Below are 18,348 nucleotides of genomic sequence, written 5' to 3'. Positions count from 1 at the left end.
TGTCTTTGATGTTGCTGTGAACAGGAGTGCCGCGACGCCTTGATGACAATGCGCCGGCTGCTGGGATTTCGTTTGTCAGGAAGCCTTTTTTGCCCCCGCGCTGGCTCCGGCATATTCGAGCAGCCGCCGCGCCATGCCGGCGCCGACGACCAGATGCGTGCAGAGTCCGCCGGCGAGTGCTGCGAGCAGCGGTTCGAACTTGCTGTCTTCCTGGACCACCATCAGCCGCTTTTCGATCTGGCGCAGTGACGACAGCGAGGCCGAGATGACGCGGCGGTTGTAGCTGCAGTCGAGCGCCTTGCCGGTGGCATCGATGATCTGGCCGGCAACGACTCCGGCGGCGCCCGCTTCGCGCAACAGCCCCATCTCGCCGGGGCTGAGCGCGCCGCATTTGACGACATGGCTGTCGCCATCGACGGTGCCGACCGAATAGAGCGCCAGATCGCAGTTGGCAATATCGGCCAGTTGTTCGCGGATCACCGGTTCGGCGCGCAGCCCATGCGCCAGCAATTCCGTCGTCAGCACCAGCGGCGCGTAGAAATTGAGGCCCTTGGCGTTGAGCCGCCGGGCGATCTCCATCGTGCACTGGTCGGGACGGTAGGAGTAGGGCGCGCCGAGATTGCCGCAGAGCTGCACAACGGTGACGTCCTGCAGGTCGGCATAGGACATGACGTCGGCGATGGTGTAGACGGTGCGGCCCCAGGCGACGCCGATCCGGTCGCCCTTCTTGACCAGTTCGAGAAAGACGCCCGCCGCCAGCACCGCAACGTCCGTCGAAGGGTCGACGACATAGGCATTCTCCGGCGCGATCCACACCGCATCAAGCTTGAGCGCGTCCTCGAGCTGGCGCGCAAGCACGTCGTCGGTGAACAGCTGCGTCGAGGTCGAGATGTTGACGATGCCGGTCTCGCGCGCCTTGCGCAAATACATGGCGACCGAGGCGCGGGAAATGTTAAGCTGGCTGGCGACCTGGTCCTGGCGCAGACCATGGGCATAATAGAGCCATGCGGCCTTGTGGATAAGCTGTTCTGCCGGTCGGATCGCCATGCCGTCTCCTCGGCTGACATTATTCACGGCTCTCGACAAAAGTCAAACTGGCGTGGGTACACGATACCTCTTTGCCCATCGAATCTGGACGATCATTGCGCCAAATGTGCCCGGTCGGGAATCGCCGATGGTGACGTGGCGGGAACCTGTGGTTAGAAGTTCTCAACAATGAAAATTCGGGGAGCACGGGATGGGCAGTCCCTACGAGCAGGATCTCGGCAAGAACGCCGCCAACCATCAGCCGCTGACGCCGCTCACTTATCTGGAGCGGGCGGCAAGCACCTATCCCGATCATGTCGCCATCATCCATGGCAGCCAGCGCATCACCTATCGCACCTTCTGGCGGCGCTCGCTGAAGCTGGCCTCGGCGCTGTCGAAGCGCGGCATCGGCAAGGGTGATACGGTGACCGTCATGCTGTCCAACACGCCCCCCATGCTGGAGGCGCATTTCGGCGTGCCGATGGCCAAAGCGGTGCTGCATTCGCTCAACACAAGGCTCGATGCCGCCGTCATCGCGTTCCAGCTCGACCATGCCGAGACCAAGGTGCTCATCGTCGACCGCGAATTTTCCGCTGTCGTCAAACAGGCACTGGCACTGGCCAAGGTGAAGCCGCTGGTCATCGACTATGACGATCCCGACTATGCCGCCGATGCACCCTATCCCAAGGGCGAGCGCATCGGCGCGATCGACTATGAGGCGTTCGTCGCCGGCGGTGACCAGGGCTACGCCTGGTCGATGCCCGACGACGAATGGGACGCCATCTCGCTCAACTACACCTCCGGCACGACAGGCAATCCGAAGGGCGTCGTCTACCACCATCGCGGCGCTGCCCTGATGGCTTACACCAACACCATCCATGCCGGCATGGCCAAGCACGCCGTCTATCTGTGGACGCTGCCGATGTTCCACTGCAATGGTTGGTGCTTCCCATGGACGATGGCCGTCCAGGCCGGCACCCATGTCTGCCTGCGCTGGGTGCGGCCGAAGCCGATCTATGATGCCATCGCCGACCACGGCGTGACGCATCTGTGCGGTGCGCCGGTCGTCATGTCGGTGCTGATCAACGCCAGGGACGAGGACAAGCGGACGTTCCCCCAGACGGTGACCTTCAATACGGCGGCAGCACCTCCGCCGGAAGCGGTGCTGTCGGGCATGGCCGATGCCGGCTTTGCCGTCACCCATCTCTACGGGCTGACCGAGACCTATGGCCCGGCGGTCGTCAACGAATGGCACGGCGCCTGGGACGATCTAGACAAGGGATCGAAGGCGCAGAAGAAGGCAAGGCAGGGCGTGCGCTATGCCGCACTCGAAGGCCTGACCGTGATGGACCCGGAGACGATGCAGAAGACGCCGGCCGACGGCGAGACGATCGGTGAGGTCATGTTTCGCGGCAACATCGTCATGAAGGGCTATCTGAAGAACAGGAAGGCGACCGAAGAGGCCTTTGCCGGCGGCTGGTTCCACTCCGGCGACCTCGGCGTCATGCATCCCGACGGCTACATCCAGCTCAAGGACCGCTCCAAGGACATCATCATCTCCGGCGGCGAGAACATTTCATCGATCGAGGTCGAGGAGGCCCTCTACAAACACCCGTCCGTGGCGTCCTGCGGCGTCGTCGCCAAGGCAGACGACAAATGGGGCGAGGTGCCGGTCGCCTATGTCGAGCTGAAGCCCGGCAAGGTGGCAAGCGAGGCCGAGATCATCGAACACTGCCGCGCGCTGCTCGCCCGCTTCAAGGTGCCGAAGGCGGTGATTTTTGCCGAGATCCCGAAGACATCGACGGGGAAGATCCAGAAGTTTCAGCTGCGGGAAATGGCGAAGGGATCTTAGTTCCAGAGCGCAACGGCACGCAAGGTCGAGTTCGCGCACACCCTCTGTCACCAAATTATACGCGTACGTCGAATTCGCATTGACACTTCCCTCTTTTCGATTTACGACTGACGAAAGTTTAAATTCGTCACTCATAAATCGACAGAGAGCCATGTCCGAAGCCGCCAGCATAATGGCCGACTCCACCCGCCAGGAGAATGTCACCCGCATTCTCGACTGTGCCGAACGCCTGTTCCGGCACTATGGTTACGGCAAGACCAATGTCGCCGACATCGCCCGCGAACTCGGCATGTCGCCGGCCAACATCTACCGTTTCTTCGCCTCCAAGGTCGAAATCCACCAGGCCGTCTGCGGCCGCATGCTCCTCGCCAGCTACAACATGGCCTACGAGATTTCCCGGTTGCCGATCAGCGCCGAGGAGCGGCTGCGCCGCTACGTGCATGCGCAGTACAAGATGACGCTGGAAGTCATGCTCGACGACCAGAAGGTCCACGAAATGGTCATCGTCGCGCTCGAGCGCGACTGGGGCGTCATCGACAAGCATATCGACAGCATTCACGACCTGTTTGCCGAGGTCATCCGCGAAGGCATCGAGGCCGGCGAGTTTGCCGACCAGGATCCGGTCATCGCATCGCGCTGCTTCGGCGCCGCCACCGTCATTCTGTGCCACCCGCAAATGGTGGCGCAGTGCCTTGCCAAGACCAATCGGGCGATGCCCGACGATCTCATCGATTACGCGATCAAGGCTCTGAAGTAATAGCCGCCGCCCGCCGGGCGCCGGCGTCGACCGTTCATCTCCAGTCGGGAGTACGAAAGTGTCTTTGTCCAGTTCCATCATCCGCAAGCTGCCGGTCGCCGGCCTGATCGTCGCCACGCTCGGGCTCGCCGCCTGCAGCCAGGAGAAGACCGAGGTCCAGGACATCATCCGTCCGGTCAAGGTGGTCGAGATCGGCCAGGCCGAAAAGAGTCGCGAACTCACCTATTCCGGCTCGGTGCGAGCCCGTACCGAAATGAACCTCGGCTTTCGCATCTCGGGCAAGGTCACTGAGCGTCTGGTCGACATCGGCCAGCATGTGACGACAGGCGATGTGCTAGCCCGTATCGATCCCACGGACTATGAGCTGTCGGTCAAGAGCGCCAAGGCCAGCCTCGACGCCGCCGAGCGGCAGGTCGAGACGGTCGATCTGTCCCGCAAGCGCGCCGAACAGCTTTTTGCCAAGAACTTCACCTCCAAGTCGCAGCTCGAACAGGCGACGCTGAGCTACAACCAGGCGGTAGCGACGCGCGATGCCGCCCGCTCTACCCTTGCCCAGGCGCAGAACCAGGTCGTCTACACCGATCTCAAGGCGAGCGAGAACGGCATCGTCACGGCGGTCTCGGCCGATGTCGGCCAGGTGGTCGGCGCCGGAACGCCTGTGATGACCGTTGCCGTCGACGGCGAAAAGGAAGTGCTGATCGCGGTTCCCGAAATGGACATCGCCGCCTTCAAGCCGGGAAAGGACGTCAAGGCCAGCTTCTGGTCCGATGACGCGCTGGCGCTCTCCGGCAAAGTGCGTGAAGTCGCCGGCAGCGCCGACCAGCAGTCGCGCACCTTTGCCGTCCGCGTCTCGCTGCCCGACGACCCGCGCGTGCTGCTCGGCATGACCGCCAACATCGAGGCCTCGGTGGCCAAGAAGCAGGAGATGGTGTCGATCCCGCTCAGCGCGCTTGCGGAAAAGGATGGTCGCAAGATTGTCTGGACCGTCGACCGCGCCGGCGAGACGGTGCACGAGCGCCTGGTCAAGGTTGCGGAGTTCACCGCCGACGGCGTCAGCGTCGCCGACGGGCTCAAGCCGGGGGATGTCGTCGTTGCCGCCGGCACCCAGTTCATGACCGAGAATCTCAAGGTCAAGCTGACCGGCGATGCGGTCCAGGCCGCCTCTGCGGAAGGCGATGCCGCAAAGGCCCTGCGCTGACCGCAGGCATGAAGCCGGCTTGATCGTCGCTCCGGCGAAAGGGCTGGGCAAGCGAATTCAGGGTTTCCGGGCGGCGAGCGCCCGATGGTCGAGACGCCAAGATCGAGTTCCCCCGCATCGATCCGCGCGTCCCACCGCGATGAGTGTCTCTCCGCTCGGAAAGCCTCGCCGCCCGGAAGCCAGCATCGGAATACCTGAAGCCGCATGCCGAGGGTGTGCGCTCACGATCAACGAATTGGACTGACGCCGATGACCACCACCGACAGCAATGAAAAGCAGCCTTTCAATCTTTCGCGCTGGGCCATCGGCCATCCCTCGATCGCGCGCTTCCTGTTCGGTCTGATCATCATTGCCGGCGCGCTCGGCCTGATGCGCATGGGCCAGAAGGAAGACCCCGATTTCACCTTCCGCGTCATGGTCGTCCAGGCGATCTGGCCGGGCTCCTCGATCCAGGAGATGGAAGACCAGGTCGTCAACAAGATCGAGCGCAAGCTGCAGGAAACGCCGCACCTCGACTTCGTCCGTTCCTACACCCGCGCCGGCAGCGCCATCATCACCGTCCAGATCAAGGGCGACACCAATGCAGAGGAGGTGAAGGACGCCTTCTACCAGGTGCGCAAGAAGGTCGGCGACATCTCCGGCGACCTGCCGCAAGGCCTGCTCGGGCCCTATTTCAACGATGAGTTCGGCGACACCTTCATCACCCTGCACTCGATCGGCGGCGACGGCTACAGCTATCCGGAGCTGAAGAAATTCGCCACCCAGGCTCGCGACATGCTGCTGACGACGCCGGGCGTCGAGAAGGCCGTCATCATCGGCGACCAGCCGGAGAAGCTTTATATCGACGTCTCGTCCAAGGCCCTGGCCGAACGCGGCCTGACGCTGACCGACCTGCAGAACGCCATCAAGGGCCAGAACAATGTCGATCCGGCGGGCTCCGTCGACACCGGCCTGCGCTCGGTGCGCATCTCGGTCGAGGGCGATGTCACCAGGGCTGCCGACATCAGGGAATTGCGCCTGCGCGCCGGTGGTCAGGTGACACGTCTTGGCGATATTGCCACCGTGAGTTCCGGTCTCGAAGATCCCTATCAGCGCAAGTACCGCTTCAACGGCCACGAAAGCGTCCAGGTCGGCGTCGTCATGGCCAAGGGTTTCAACGTCAGGGACGTCGGCACGGATGTCGAGGCGACCTACAAGCGCTTCGAGGAAGCGCTGCCCTACGGCGTTGCGGTTGACCAGATCTCCAACCAGCCCGAGGTTGTCAAGGACGCCGTCAACGAGTTCATGGAGGCGCTCGGTGAGGCGCTGCTGATCGTGCTTGCTGTCTCGCTGCTGTCGATCGGCTGGCGTTCCGGCCTGGTCATCGCCATTGCCATTCCGCTGGTGCTGGCCGCCACCTTCGCCATCATGTACGAGCTCGGTATCGATCTGCAGCGCATTTCGCTCGGCGCCCTGATCATCGCGCTCGGGCTGTTGGTCGACGACGCCATGATCGTCGTCGAGATGATGGAGCGCAAGCTGGAGGAGGGGCTGGTCAAGATCGAGGCGGCGAGCTTCGCCTATTCCTCGACCGCCTTCCCGATGCTGAGCGGCACGCTGATCACCATCGCCGGGTTCATCCCGGTCGGCTTCGCCGCCTCGACCGCAGGCGAATATGTGCGCACGCTGTTCTATGTCGTCGGCATCGCGCTCGTCGTGTCGTGGTTCGTCGCCGTCTATTTCACGCCGTGGCTGGGCTACATGATCCTCAAGCAGCGCAAGCATGCCGGCAACCATCATGACGCCTTCGACACCGGCTTCTACCGGCGGCTGCGCGCCACGGTCGGCTGGGCGGTGCGCCACCGCATCATCGTTCTGGTGATGACGCTGGTCACCTTCGCCACCAGCCTGTGGGCGTTCCAGTTCATCCCACAAAACTTCTTCCCGCAATCCTCGCGGCCGGAAATCCTCGTCGATCTCTGGTTGCCTGAGGGAACCTCGATCAAGGAAGTCGAGACGCAGGCCAAGGCGCTGGAAGCCCGGATGATGGACGACAAGGACAAGCGCTTCATCGCCACCTATATCGGCGAAGGCGCGCCGCGCTTCTTCCTGCCGCTCGACCAGCAATTGCGCAATCCGAACTATGCGCAGCTTCTGGTGATGGCCAATGACGAGCCGGCACGCGAGCGGCTGATCCTCAAGCTGCGCTCAATCCTGGCGCAGGATTTCCCCTCGATCCGTTCCAAGGTCGACCGTCTGTTCCTCGGCCCGCCGACCGGCTGGCCGGTGCAGATGCGCATCATGGGTCCGGACCGCCAGGAGGTGCGCCGCATCGCCGACCAGGTGAAGGCGAAATTCGCCGAAAATCCGCTGCTCGGCGCCGTCCATGACGACTGGCTGGAGCCGGTACCGGCGATGAAGCTGGTCATCGACCAGGACCGCGCCCGTGCGCTTGGCGTCACCTCGCAGCGCATCCGCCAGATGCTGCAGGCAGCGATGTCCGGCGCGCCGCTCGATGACTTCCGTGATGGCGAGGAGACGGTTTCCATCGTCGCCCGCGAACCGGACGCCAGCCGCAGCCTGCTGTCCTCGGTCGACTCGATCTATATCCCGACCGATTTCGGCGGCTTCGTGCCGCTGTCGCAGGTGGCCAAGGTGGTGCCGGTGCTCGAGCAGGGCGTCGAATGGCGGCGCGACCGCCTGCCGACCATCTCGGTGCGCGCCACGCTGCCGGATGGCGTGCAGTCGAACGACGTCGTCACCAAGCTCTACAATGACATGCAGGGCATGCGCGCCGGCCTGGCGCCCGGCTACAAGATCGAGATCCAGGGCGGTGCGGAAGATTCCGCCGAAAGCCAGGCCTCGATTGCCGCCAAGGCGCCGATCATGCTGGCCGTCATCGTCGTGCTCCTGATGATCCAGCTGCAGCATTTCGGCAAGGCGATGCTCGTGCTGGCCACCGGTCCGCTCGGCATCATCGGTGCGGCGGCGGCTCTGTTGATCAGCGGCGCGCCGTTCGGCTTCGTCGCCATCCTCGGTGTCATCGCGCTGCTCGGAATCATCATGCGCAACTCGATCATCCTGGTCGACCAGATCGATCAGGACATCGCCAGGGGGATGGACCGATCGGAGGCCATCATCGGCTCGGCCGTGCGCCGTTTCCGGCCGATCGTGCTGACGGCGATGACGGCGGTGCTGGCGCTGATCCCGATCTCGCGTGCGGTGTTCTGGGGACCGCTCGCCTACGCCATGATGGGCGGCATCCTCGTCGCCACCGTACTCACCATCCTGGTGCTGCCGGCAGGCTACGCGCTGTTCTTCGGCCGCGAGCCGAAGAAAGGCAGGAAGCCGGCTGATGAGGCCGTGCAGGACAATGACAGGCCGCCACTGGCGCTGGCCGCCGAGTAGGCGCTGCTGGGGCACAGGATCTTCCTTGGAAAATGCTGGAACGCCGTACGCTTGACGTGCGGCGTTCTGGCTTTCTCCTTGCCGGTGGCACCGAGCACCCAGGCAAGTATCTCAACACCAGGCGGGTTCATCAAAATAGGTTGAACGGCCACCTGTATGAAAATGCTTCGCGGCGCCGGTTTTGCAAAACAGAATTCCTTCCCAGGACGGCAAAGCCGTCCGATCCTGCTTACATATCGGAGCGGCAACCCTCGTTCGCATCAGGTGATCATCCCATGGTAGACAATAAGCAATTGCGGCTCGGCGCCTTCATGCGTCCGGTCAGTCTTCACACCGGGGCCTGGCGCTATCCCGGCTCATATCCCGATGCCAACTTCAACTTCGCCCATCTGAAGCGCTTTGCGCAGACGCTTGAGGCGGCGAAGTTCGACGCCTTCTTCATGGCCGACCATCTGGCCGTTCTCAACATGCCGATCGAGGCGCTACGGCGCAGCCACACGGTGACCTCGTTCGAGCCGTTCACGCTGCTGTCGGCGCTCGCCGCCGTCACTGATCATATCGGCCTTGTCGCCACCGCATCGACGACCTTCGACGCGCCCTATCACATTGCCCGTCGCTTCGCCTCGCTCGACCATATCAGCGGCGGCCGCGCCGGCTGGAACATCGTCACCACATCCAATCCCGACGCCGCGCTGAACTTCGGCCTCGACGAGCATGTCGAGCACGACGAGCGCTATCACAATGCGCGGGAATTCTACGATGTGGTGACCGGCCTCTGGGACAGCTTTGCCGACGACGCCTTCATCCGCGACGCCGAGAGCGGGCTCTATTTCGATCCCGCGAAGCTGCATGTGCTCGACCATAAGGGCGAGCATCTCTCGGTGCGCGGCCCGCTCAACATTGCGCGGCCGGTGCAGGGCTGGCCGGTCATCGTCCAGGCCGGCGCATCTGAGGCCGGGCGGCAGCTGGCAGCCGAAACGGCGGAGGTGATCTTCGCCGCCCATTCCGATCTGGCGTCCGGGCAGCGCTTCTTTGCCGATGTCAAAAGCCGGGCCGAGAAGCTCGGCCGTTCGCGCGACGACATCAAGATCCTGCCCGGCGCCTTCGTCATCGTCGGCGACAGCGTCGAGGAAGCACAGGCCAAACGCGCCAAGCTCGACAGCCTGGTCTATTACGAGAGCGGCATTGCCTCGCTGTCGATCGCGCTGGGGCACGACGCATCCGGCTTCGATCCCGACGCGCCCTTGCCCGAAATCCCCGAGACCAATGCCTCCAAGAGCGGCCGTGAGCGCGTCATCGAGCTGGCGCGCCGGGAGAATTTGACCGTCCGCCAGCTGGCGCAGCGGCTCGGCGGCTATTCCGGCCTTGCTTTCGTCGGCACGCCGAAAACCATCGCCGATTCGATGGAGGAATGGCTGTTTGCCGAAGGGTCAGACGGCTTCAACGTCATGTTCCCCTATCTGCCAGCCGGGCTCGACGACTTCGCCGAGAAGGTGGTGCCCGAGCTGCAGCGGCGAAAGCTCTTCCGGCGCGAGTATGAGGGCACCACCTTGCGCGAGAATCTCGGCCTGAAGCGGCCGCCGAACCGGTTCTTCGAAGGCTCCGAAGGGGCCATTCGCAAGGCCGGCTGACGTCCTGCCATAAAAAGAAACAGGCGCGCCGAAGCGCGCCCATTCTTTTCAAGCCATCACTTTCAGATGACGAAGTACCAGTTGGCGAGCAGCATCACCACCACGCCGGCGACCAGCGTCAGGTAGGGCAGCATGCCTGCCTTTTTGACCGAGAGGTCTGCGCCCGCCATGCCGAGGTCGGCCAGCATGTGGTCGGGGAACTTGCCCTTGTCTTGGACGTAGTGCCGGTAGCAGAACACCGGGATGATCAAGGCGGCTGTGATCAGGCCGGCCCAGAGCGCCATCGGGTTCCACACCTTGGCGCCGGCGCCCATGAAGATGGCGTTTACATAGGCGAAGATGGCGCCGAGGCCGAGCAGCCAGCTCGGCGCCTTCCAAGGCCGGTTGATGTGGCCGTTGTCGATGCGGTGGATCCAGCCGGCATTGAGGTTGAGGAAGTTGAAGATGATGTAGCCGCAGTTCGACACGGCGAGGATGAAGAAGAAGCTCGTCGCGTCGGCCGAGGCGATGGCCAGCACGATCAGGTTGAAGACGAGATCGGTCCACATGGCGCGCGTCGGCGCGCCATGCTCGTTGACGTGGCTGAGATAGCGCGGCAGCCAGCCATCGACCGAGCCCTGGTAGAGCGTGCGCGACGAGCCGGCCATTGCCGTCATGATGCACAGCACCAGCGCCAGGATCATCAGCATCACCAAGAGGCTGTGGATCAATGCGCCACCCCCGACCATGCCGGCCAGTGCATCGGCGACACCCGAGCCGTCGACGATCGGCGTCGCCAGCATGCCGTTGAGGCCCAGCACGCCCTGGAAGGTGAAGGGCACCAGGATGAACAGAAGCATGCAGAGCAGGCCGGAATAGAAAATCGCCTTGAACGTGTCGGTGCCCGGGTTCTTGAACTCCGATGTGTAGCAGACGGCGGTCTCAAAACCATAGGTCGACCATGCGGCGATGAACATGCCGCCCAGCACCAGCGTCCAGCCGGCAATGTTCCACGAGCCGGGCTCCGGCGCGTAAGCCGCCGCCAGCGGCACCAGCGGCGAAAAGTTCGCCCAGTTGATCTGGCCGGTGACGATCGGCACGACACCGACGATCAGCATCGGGATGATGACCAGGAGGCCGATATACTTCTGCACATTGGCGGTGCCGAGAATGCCGCGATGCTGGATCGAGAAGATGATCAGCATCAGCACCGCGCCGATGAAGAAAGTGGCATTGAGGGTGAAGGAGACAGGACCTAGCGTGTGGCTGAACAGCGTCCAGTTGCGGATCGCCGGCGTGGCCGCCGCGGTCACCGCGGCGATGGCGTCGGCAGGCACCGTTCCGGCATGCGCCGCGATATAGGCGACGACGTCCGGCGACGCCTCGGTGAACAGCGGCACCGGCGCCAGCGCGTTGAGAATATAGGCGGCGGCGATCGAGCAGCCCAGCGACAGCACCGGCGACCAGGCGAACCAGTTGCACCACACCGACAGCGGCGCGATGAACTTGGAATAACGCAGCCAGGCGGTGGCGCCGTAGATCGAGGCGCCGCCCGACTTGTTCGGGAACAGGCCGGCGATCTCGGCATAGGTGAAGGATTGCAGGAAGCCCATGATCATGGAAGCGATCCAGATCCCGAAGGCCAGCGTTCCCGTCGTTCCGGCAATGCCGCCGATCGAAAACAGGACAAGGGCAGGAACGCCGCTCGCCACCCAGAAGGCGCCGCGCCAGTCGATGTTGCGGAGCAGCTTGCCTTCAGCGGGCTGCTCCAGGGCAGTGGTAATCGTGCTCATCTGTCTGAATTCCCCATTTTGTGTTCCCGGCCGGTGATGCCTCGGCTTCGCGAAGCTTGTTCCCCGGTACATGACCGCACGACTCCAGTGTTTCCACTCAGTCGTATTTTTTTCTTAACAGTGAAGATTGATCCGGCGCGCTTTCACGTCAAGTGATTTGTGGCGTCGTGCACATCACGGTTGCGAAACGCTCGCTTTGTCCTTCTCCCCTTGTGGGGTGAGAAGCGGTCCGCGGTAGCGGACGGAAAGCCAATTGCTTTCGAGCTTCGAACGCCCTGAGCCTGCGAAGGGCCGGGGGTGCAACCCTCAGGATCGCGGCCTGGTCTTTTGCGGATCGTAGTGGGCGAAGGCCACGACGCGCGCCGGCAGCCGCTTGGCATGACCGTCGAGCTTGCCGATCTCCACCTCTGTGCCGATTGCCGCGTGGGTGACGTCAAGCCTCGCCAGAGCGATGTTTTTGTTCAGCACCGGCGAGCGCATGCCCGAGGTGACGACACCGATCTGGGCGCGGCCGATATGGACGCAATCACCATGGCCGACGGCGACATTGCTGTCGATGTCGAGGCCAACGAGCTTGTGCTGCGGATGTTCCTTGCGCCTTATCAGCGCCTCGCGGCCGATGAAATCGTCGGTCTTGGCCTTCAACGGTACGGTGAAGCCAATGCCCGCCTCGAACGGGTCGGTCTGGTCGGAGAATTCGTAACCGGCGAAGATCAGCCCGGCTTCGATGCGCACCATGTCGAGTGCCTGCAGGCCCATCGGCTTCAGCCCGTGCAGCTGGCCGGCCTCCCAGATGGCATCGAACACTTTTTCGGCGTCGCGTGGGTGGCACCAGAATTCGTAGCCGAGCTCGCCGGTATAACCGGTGCGCGACACCACGACCGGAATGCCATTGCCGCCGCCGATGCGCGCGACAGCGAAGCGGAACCATTCGAGTTCGTCGATCGACGGTTGCAGCGGCGAGGTCCAGACCACCTCTCGCAAAATGTCACGGCTCTTCGGCCCTTGGACAGCGACATTGTGCATCTGATCGGTGGAGGAACGCACCAGCACGTTGAGGCCAAGCTTTTTCGCGGTGTCGCGCAGCCATTCGCCGGACAGGTCGTCGCCGCCGACCCAACGGAAATTGTCCTTGCCGAGCCGCAGCAGCGTGCCGTCGTCGATCATGCCGCCATGCTCGTAGCACATGGCGGAATAGACGACCTGGCCGACGCCGAGCTTCTTGACGTCGCGGGTCAGCGTGTATTGCAGCAGCGCCTCGGAATCCGGGCCGGTGACCTCGAACTTGCGCAGCGGCGACAGGTCCATGATCACGGCATCCTGCCGGCAGGCCCAGTATTCGGCGATGGCGCCTTCCTTGGCGAAGGAATTGGCCAGCCAATAGCCCCGGTACTCCACGAAGTTGCGGGTGTGCTTGGCGAAGGATGAATGAAAGGCTGTCTCGCGGGTCATTTTCGGTTCCGAATCGGGCGTCATGCGTCTGGCGATCGCTCGCGAGAATTTGTGCTGGCCGGAATAGGTCCGCACATGGATATCGGTCAGGTCCCAGCCATTGGCCGGCGTCGTATCGTCAGGGCAGGCGGAGGACACACAGACGATGTCGGTCAGGGCCCGCAGCAGCACATAGTCGCCGGCACGCGACCACGGCTCGTCGGACACCATGATGCCATGCGCGTCGATCGCCGTGTTGAAGAAGAAGTTGATCGCCATCCAGCCGGCGCGGGGCGTCACACCCTTGTCGGTCAGCGCGCGATTAAAGTTTTCCGAGCAGTTGGTGTGGCCGGGATAGCCGATGTCGTCATAATATTTGGCAGCGCACGCCAACGCGAAGGCGTCGTGCCGGCCGCATGTGTCCTGCGCCACCTCAACCAGCGGCTCCATGTCCTGGTCGTAATATTTCGAATGCAGGCCGGGCATCGGATAGCTCGATCCCATCAGAGTGCGCGTCGTCGTTACGTCGAGCGGATGGTCCAGCCCCTTGTCCAGCTTGCGCGCCGAGAAGCACTGGAAATCGGTGCACTGGCGGCCGTCGACATCGATGATCTGCAGGTAGTCGCCGGCCTTGACGAAATAGGATTCGGCTGTCGCCGAATGGACGCGCAGATCGAGCACCAGATCGGCAAGCGGATCGGCCAGCTGCGACTTTGTCTTCAGGCGCACGGTGGCGCGGCGCACCATGACGGTGAGCGGCGTTGCCGTATCATGGCCGTCGACGAGCATCGGCCCGCCGGGTGCGGCAATCAGCATCGCGCCGTCGCGCGTGACCGTGAATGCCTGCTCGGTGCCGGCAGGCGTTGCGCCACCGAACACACGCACCGCCTTGGGCTCGTCGAGCTGCACCTGGCGGCGCTCAAGGCCACGACGGACGGAAGCCAGGCTGTCATCGCCCTCGGCCAGAAGCGCCTTGATCCCGGCGGCATTGCTGTTGGACTTTTCGCCGAGGATGGAAGGATCGGTGGCGCCGGTCCTGTCCCAGGCCAGCAACTCGCAAGCCTGCCCGCCCTCGACATTGCGCACGGTGAACGTATCGCCGGCCTCGACCTCGATCAGCACCGCGCCATTCCCCAGGATAGTATGGCGCTCCATGCCCGGCGGCAGCGCGATCTGGCCGGGCCTCAGGATGAGGCTCGGCCGCGGCGGCCCAGCTGTCACTGAAGGATAGGGCGACTGGCTCATCTCAGCCTTGCGGTTAGAGAAACATGTTTGCCTGTGTGTAAAATTATTTTAGCAGCAAGAATAGCAGCGCGGTTGGGTTTGGCAAGGTGGAGGTGGCGTTCTCGACGCGGTCGCTGCAGGTTAGACCCTTCCAATCAAACCCATCTTCCGAACGCCAGCGCCGCCCCTCATCTGGCTGCCGCCATCTTCTCCTCGTAAACGGGGCGAAGGATGCTGTCGTCGCCGGTTTCGCCAATCGCCAGCGTTGCAGGACGAGCGCCGAGGCTGCGACCAGCTTCTTTCTCCACGTCACTATACGGGGAGAAATGCCCGGCAGGGCAATGAGGGGCGGCGCCAACATCTGAAACTATCGAGCTAAAGCTCCTCGGAATGCCCGATAGCCACACCATACTCCGCAGCCGAATCCAACATCGTGTGCCACAGACTTTCGGCAAACGTCGCAAACACCAGGAGGTTGAACACCGCCTGCCCATCCGCCTTGTCACCACCACGCCAGAGCGTGACGCTGGTGTGATCCATCGAGGTCGCGGCAGCAGCGCCAACCGGAAACGCATCGGGATGCAAATCAATCGACGACAGTTTCGCCAGTATGGCGCGCGCCTTGAGGCCGCAGATGCTGATCAGCACGCGTGCATGCGATTGGTCGGATAGCGAAGCGGAAGATGCAAAGGTCTGAGCGAGCACCTCAGTCCTGCCACCCTTCGACAGGACAAAAAACTGATCCGGTCCCGACCAGATCAGCGTCGCATCCGCGGTGCCAACCGCCTTCGGCGTTTCCGGAGCCGCGACGCCGAAACGAGCGTTCGCGGCCTTGGCCAAATCACCCGCCTTGCCGCGCCGTGCCATCACCTGGACGAGGTCGAAATTGCGGATCTCGGTCAGCGACACACCGGCATCGCCTTGCGGGCCGTAAGCGCCAGGAGCGAGCGCGCGCTCGAGCGGGCTACGAACATCCCAGGAAAAATCAGCCACGCTGGCGCCCTCCATCGAGATCGTAGAAGACGGGATTGCAGAGTTCGACATCATAGTCTTCACCGCGCAGCGGATCATGCGCGTGGACGATCTCGCCGATGCGTTCGCGGCCGCGCTCGACAAGGCCGAGACCGATCCACTGGTCGAGCGTCGGCGAGAAGCAGACCGAGGTAACGTAGCCCTGGTCGTTATCAGGCCCGGGCGTCTGGCCCTTCGGGATGATGTGCGCGCCGGAGCGCAGGCGGCGCGCCTTGTCGACCGGCTTGATGCCGACCACGACCTGCCGGTCCGGCGCCACCAGCGCCTCGCGGCCGGCCATGACGCGACCGATGAAATCCTTCTTGGTCGACATCATCTTGCCGAGGCCGAGATCGGCGGCGGTCGTCGTGCCGCTCAGTTCCGGTCCGGCGACATGGCCCTTTTCAACGCGCATGACGCCGAGGGCTTCTGTGCCATACGGCGTCACGCCGAACGGTTTTCCCGCCAGCATCAAATTGCGTGCCATCGCTTCACCGTAACGCGCCGGCACCGAAATCTCGAACGCCATCTCGCCGGAGAAGGAGATGCGGAACAGCCGCGCCTTGATGCCGCCGCGCAAAGCGACTTCGCGCACGCCCATGAAGGGAAAACCTTCGTTCGAAAGGTCCTCGGCAGGGGCGACGATTTCCTTCAACAGGTCTCGCGTCCTTGGCCCGGCAATCGAGAACTGCGCCCACTGGTCGGAGACCGAGGTCAGTTGCACGTCGAGTTCGGGGAATAGCACCTGCCGGCAGAATTCGAGATGCTGCATCACCAGCCCGGCCTTCGCCGTGGTCGTGGTGAGGAAATAATGGTCCTCGGCCAGCCGCGACGTGGTTCCGTCATCGTAGACCAGGCCATCCTCGCGCAGCATAAGCCCGTAGCGCGCCTTGCCGACGGCGAGGCTGGAGAACGTGTTGATGTAGACGCGGTCGAGGAAGGCGCCGGCATCCGGGCCATGCACGTCGATCTTGCCCAGCGTCGAGACATCGCAGAAGCCGACGCCCGAGCGCACCGCCTTGACCTCGCGGGTGACCGATTCCAGCCAGTCCTTCTCGCCCGCGCGCGGATACCATTGCGCGCGCTTCCACAGGCCGGTGTCGACAAAGATCGCGCCTTGTTCGGCCGCCCAGTGATGCGACGGCGTCAGCCGCGTCGCATGGAAATTTTCGTCGCGATGGTGGCCGGCAAAAGCGCCGATGGCGACCGGCACGTAGGGCGGGCGATAGATGGTCGTGCCGGTCTCGGGAATGGATTTGCCCGACACCGCCGCCATGATGGCGAGGCCGGCGACATTGGACGTCTTGCCCTGGTCGGTCGCCATGCCGAGCGTGGTGTAGCGCTTCAGATGCTCGACCGATTCAAAACCCTCGCGCTGCGCCAGCTCGATGTCGGACGCGGTGACGTCATGCTGCTGGTCTACAAAGGCCTTGCCTTTGCCAGCGACGTGCCAGAGCGGGGTCAGTGAGAAGGACTCGTCGCCGGCAACAGCTGCAGAGCCCGGATTGCCATTGCGTCCCGCGTCCCGCGCCGCTGCGGCGCCGGCCTCGAAACCTGCGCGCAGGCAGGCGCCTAGCCCGAAGTCGCCGTTAGCCGCACCTGCGGCGACCATACCGGGCGGCGCGCCGTCCGGCACGAAGGCGGCGATGTCGTCTCGCCATTTCGGCCGGCCGCGATGGTAAGAGGTGAGCCCGACCGCCGGATTCCAGCCGCCGGAAACGGCAAGCCCGTCGGCCTCGACCTCGGCGCGCGCGCCGCCGGTCAGCGACACCGCTATTTTTCTTACGCCGTCCTTGCCGCCGTCGACGCCGCTGACCGAACCATGCAGCACGGTGAAGCCGTTCCTGGAAGCGAGAGAACGATGGGCAGGCGAGACGTCAGGCCGCGCGTCGATCACCGCCGCGATCTGCAGCCCGGCGCCGAGTGCCGTCTCGACCGTGCGCCAGCCATCCTCATTGTTGGTGAACAGCGCGATCCGCTTTGCCGGCGTCGCCGCATAACGTGTGACGTAGGTGCGGATGGCGGACGCCATCATCACGCCGGGCGTGTCATTGCCGGCAAAGACGATGGGACGCTCAATCGCGCCGGCGGCGACGACGCAGCGCTTGGCCACGATGCGCCACAGGCGCTGGCGCACCTGATGCTCGGGCGGCACCGGCAGATGATCGTTGACCCGCTCGATCGCGCCATAGGTACCGCCGTCATAGACGCCGAACAGGGTCGTGCGGGTCATGATGCGGACATCCGGCATCGAGCTGAGCTCGGCCAGTGTGCGCGACAGCCACTCCGCGGCCGGCAGACCGTCGATCGTGCCGCCATCCGACAACAGACGGCCGCCGGGCGCAAAATCTTCTTCGCACAGGATGACGCGCGCACCGCTGCGGCCTGCAGCGAGTGCGGCGGCGAGACCGGCCGGACCGGAGCCGGCGATCACCACATCGCAATGCGCCCAGGCCTTGTCGTAGTGATCCGGATCGGGGGTGACCGCCGCGCGACCCAGACCCGCGGCGCGTCGGATCGCCGGCTCGTAGACCATTTCCCAGAATTTTGCCGGCCACATGAAGGTCTTGTAGTAGAAGCCGGCGACGAAGATCGGTGCGAACAGCTGGTTCACCGACATCACATCGTGGCGCAGCGAGGGCCAGCGGTTCTGGCTTGCCGCTTCGAGGCCTTCATACAGTTCGGCCGTCGTGGCCTTGGTGTTGGCCTCGCGCCGTGCGCCGGTGCGCAGTTCGACCAGCGCGTTGGGTTCTTCCGAGCCCGCAGTCAGAATGCCGCGCGGACGATGGTATTTGAACGAGCGGCCGACCAGCTTGACGCCATTGGCGACCAGCGCCGACGCCAGCGTGTCGCCCTGGAAGCCGGAGAGGCTCTTGCCATCGAAGCGGAAGTTGAGCGGCGCCGAGCGGTCGATGAGACCGCCGGATGTGAGACGATGGGATTGGCTGGAACTCACGATGGCCGGCCTCTCATCGATCCAATGCCAGGCGGGACCGTCGCGCTCTTCACCCTCCCCCTTGTGGGGAGGGTCGCTGCGCAGCAGCGGGGTGGGGGTGCGG

10 protein-coding genes are annotated in these 18,348 nt (G+C 63.8%); 5 read left to right on the top strand and 5 right to left on the bottom strand.

From position 1 onward, the window contains the following. Positions 1-75: 75 nt before the first annotated feature. Positions 76-1,047 carry a sugar-binding transcriptional regulator gene (locus NLY43_RS09095; RefSeq protein WP_023709943.1) on the bottom strand — a complete coding sequence of 324 codons (972 nt, stop codon included), beginning with the start codon at positions 1,045-1,047 and terminating at the stop codon, positions 76-78. A 190-nt stretch (positions 1,048-1,237) separates the two neighbouring features. On the opposite strand from NLY43_RS09095, the gene NLY43_RS09090 reads away from it, so the two are divergent. The 5 genes from NLY43_RS09090 (at position 1,238) to NLY43_RS09070 (ending at position 9,851) form a co-directional block, all read left to right on the top strand. Further along, positions 1,238-2,878 carry an acyl-CoA synthetase gene (locus tag NLY43_RS09090; RefSeq protein WP_023709942.1) on the top strand — a complete coding sequence of 547 codons (1,641 nt, stop codon included), beginning with the start codon at positions 1,238-1,240 and terminating at the stop codon, positions 2,876-2,878. Between the two features lie 151 nt (positions 2,879-3,029). Further along, positions 3,030-3,635 (top strand): TetR/AcrR family transcriptional regulator, encoded by a 606-nt coding sequence (locus NLY43_RS09085; protein ID WP_023668564.1) that lies wholly within the window; start codon positions 3,030-3,032, stop codon positions 3,633-3,635. Between the two features lie 58 nt (positions 3,636-3,693). Continuing rightward, positions 3,694-4,833 (top strand): efflux RND transporter periplasmic adaptor subunit, encoded by a 1,140-nt coding sequence (locus NLY43_RS09080; RefSeq protein ID WP_023692166.1) that lies wholly within the window; start codon positions 3,694-3,696, stop codon positions 4,831-4,833. Between the two features lie 249 nt (positions 4,834-5,082). After that, positions 5,083-8,220, top strand: coding sequence for an efflux RND transporter permease subunit (locus NLY43_RS09075; RefSeq protein ID WP_023709941.1), 3,138 nt, complete (start codon positions 5,083-5,085; stop codon positions 8,218-8,220). A gap of 275 nt (positions 8,221-8,495) precedes the next feature. Next, a complete protein-coding gene (locus tag NLY43_RS09070; protein ID WP_023709940.1) occupies positions 8,496-9,851 on the top strand; it encodes an LLM class flavin-dependent oxidoreductase in 1,356 nt (451 codons plus the stop codon). Positions 9,852-9,913: 62 nt separating this feature from the next. Here NLY43_RS09070 and NLY43_RS09065 read toward each other — a convergent pair whose 3' ends face one another. The 4 genes from NLY43_RS09065 to NLY43_RS09050 form a co-directional block, all read right to left on the bottom strand. Then, positions 9,914-11,623 carry a trimethylamine N-oxide permease gene (locus tag NLY43_RS09065; RefSeq protein WP_023684441.1) on the bottom strand — a complete coding sequence of 570 codons (1,710 nt, stop codon included), beginning with the start codon at positions 11,621-11,623 and terminating at the stop codon, positions 9,914-9,916. Between the two features lie 306 nt (positions 11,624-11,929). Beyond that, on the bottom strand, positions 11,930-14,299 hold the full coding sequence (locus tag NLY43_RS09060; RefSeq protein WP_023709939.1) for a trimethylamine N-oxide demethylase: 2,370 nt from the start codon (positions 14,297-14,299) through the stop codon (positions 11,930-11,932). 354 nt (positions 14,300-14,653) lie between these two features. Next, a complete protein-coding gene (locus tag NLY43_RS09055; RefSeq protein WP_023709938.1) occupies positions 14,654-15,271 on the bottom strand; it encodes a sarcosine oxidase subunit gamma in 618 nt (205 codons plus the stop codon). Continuing rightward, entirely contained in the window at positions 15,264-18,245 is a 2,982-nt protein-coding gene (locus tag NLY43_RS09050) for a sarcosine oxidase subunit alpha (RefSeq protein WP_023709937.1), read from the bottom strand. Before NLY43_RS09050 ends, NLY43_RS09055 begins: the two co-directional genes overlap by 8 nt. Positions 18,246-18,348: the final 103 nt, after the last annotated feature.

Source organism: Mesorhizobium sp. C416B, from assembly GCF_030323165.1.
In the GTDB taxonomy this organism is placed as follows: domain Bacteria; phylum Pseudomonadota; class Alphaproteobacteria; order Rhizobiales; family Rhizobiaceae; genus Mesorhizobium.
This window is presented reverse-complemented; position numbering and strand designations above follow the sequence as displayed.

Excerpts from the sequence above, each read along its gene's own strand:
- NLY43_RS09095 (WP_023709943.1), bottom strand. The coding sequence starts at position 1,047 with ATGGCGATCCGACCGGCAGAACAGCTTATCCACAAGGCCGCATGGCTC.
- NLY43_RS09090 (WP_023709942.1), top strand. The coding sequence starts at position 1,238 with ATGGGCAGTCCCTACGAGCAGGATCTCGGCAAGAACGCCGCCAACCAT.
- NLY43_RS09085 (WP_023668564.1), top strand. The coding sequence starts at position 3,030 with ATGTCCGAAGCCGCCAGCATAATGGCCGACTCCACCCGCCAGGAGAAT.
- NLY43_RS09075 (WP_023709941.1), top strand. The coding sequence starts at position 5,083 with ATGACCACCACCGACAGCAATGAAAAGCAGCCTTTCAATCTTTCGCGC.
- NLY43_RS09070 (WP_023709940.1), top strand. The coding sequence starts at position 8,496 with ATGGTAGACAATAAGCAATTGCGGCTCGGCGCCTTCATGCGTCCGGTC.
- NLY43_RS09065 (WP_023684441.1), bottom strand. The coding sequence starts at position 11,623 with ATGAGCACGATTACCACTGCCCTGGAGCAGCCCGCTGAAGGCAAGCTG.
- NLY43_RS09060 (WP_023709939.1), bottom strand. The coding sequence starts at position 14,299 with ATGAGCCAGTCGCCCTATCCTTCAGTGACAGCTGGGCCGCCGCGGCCG.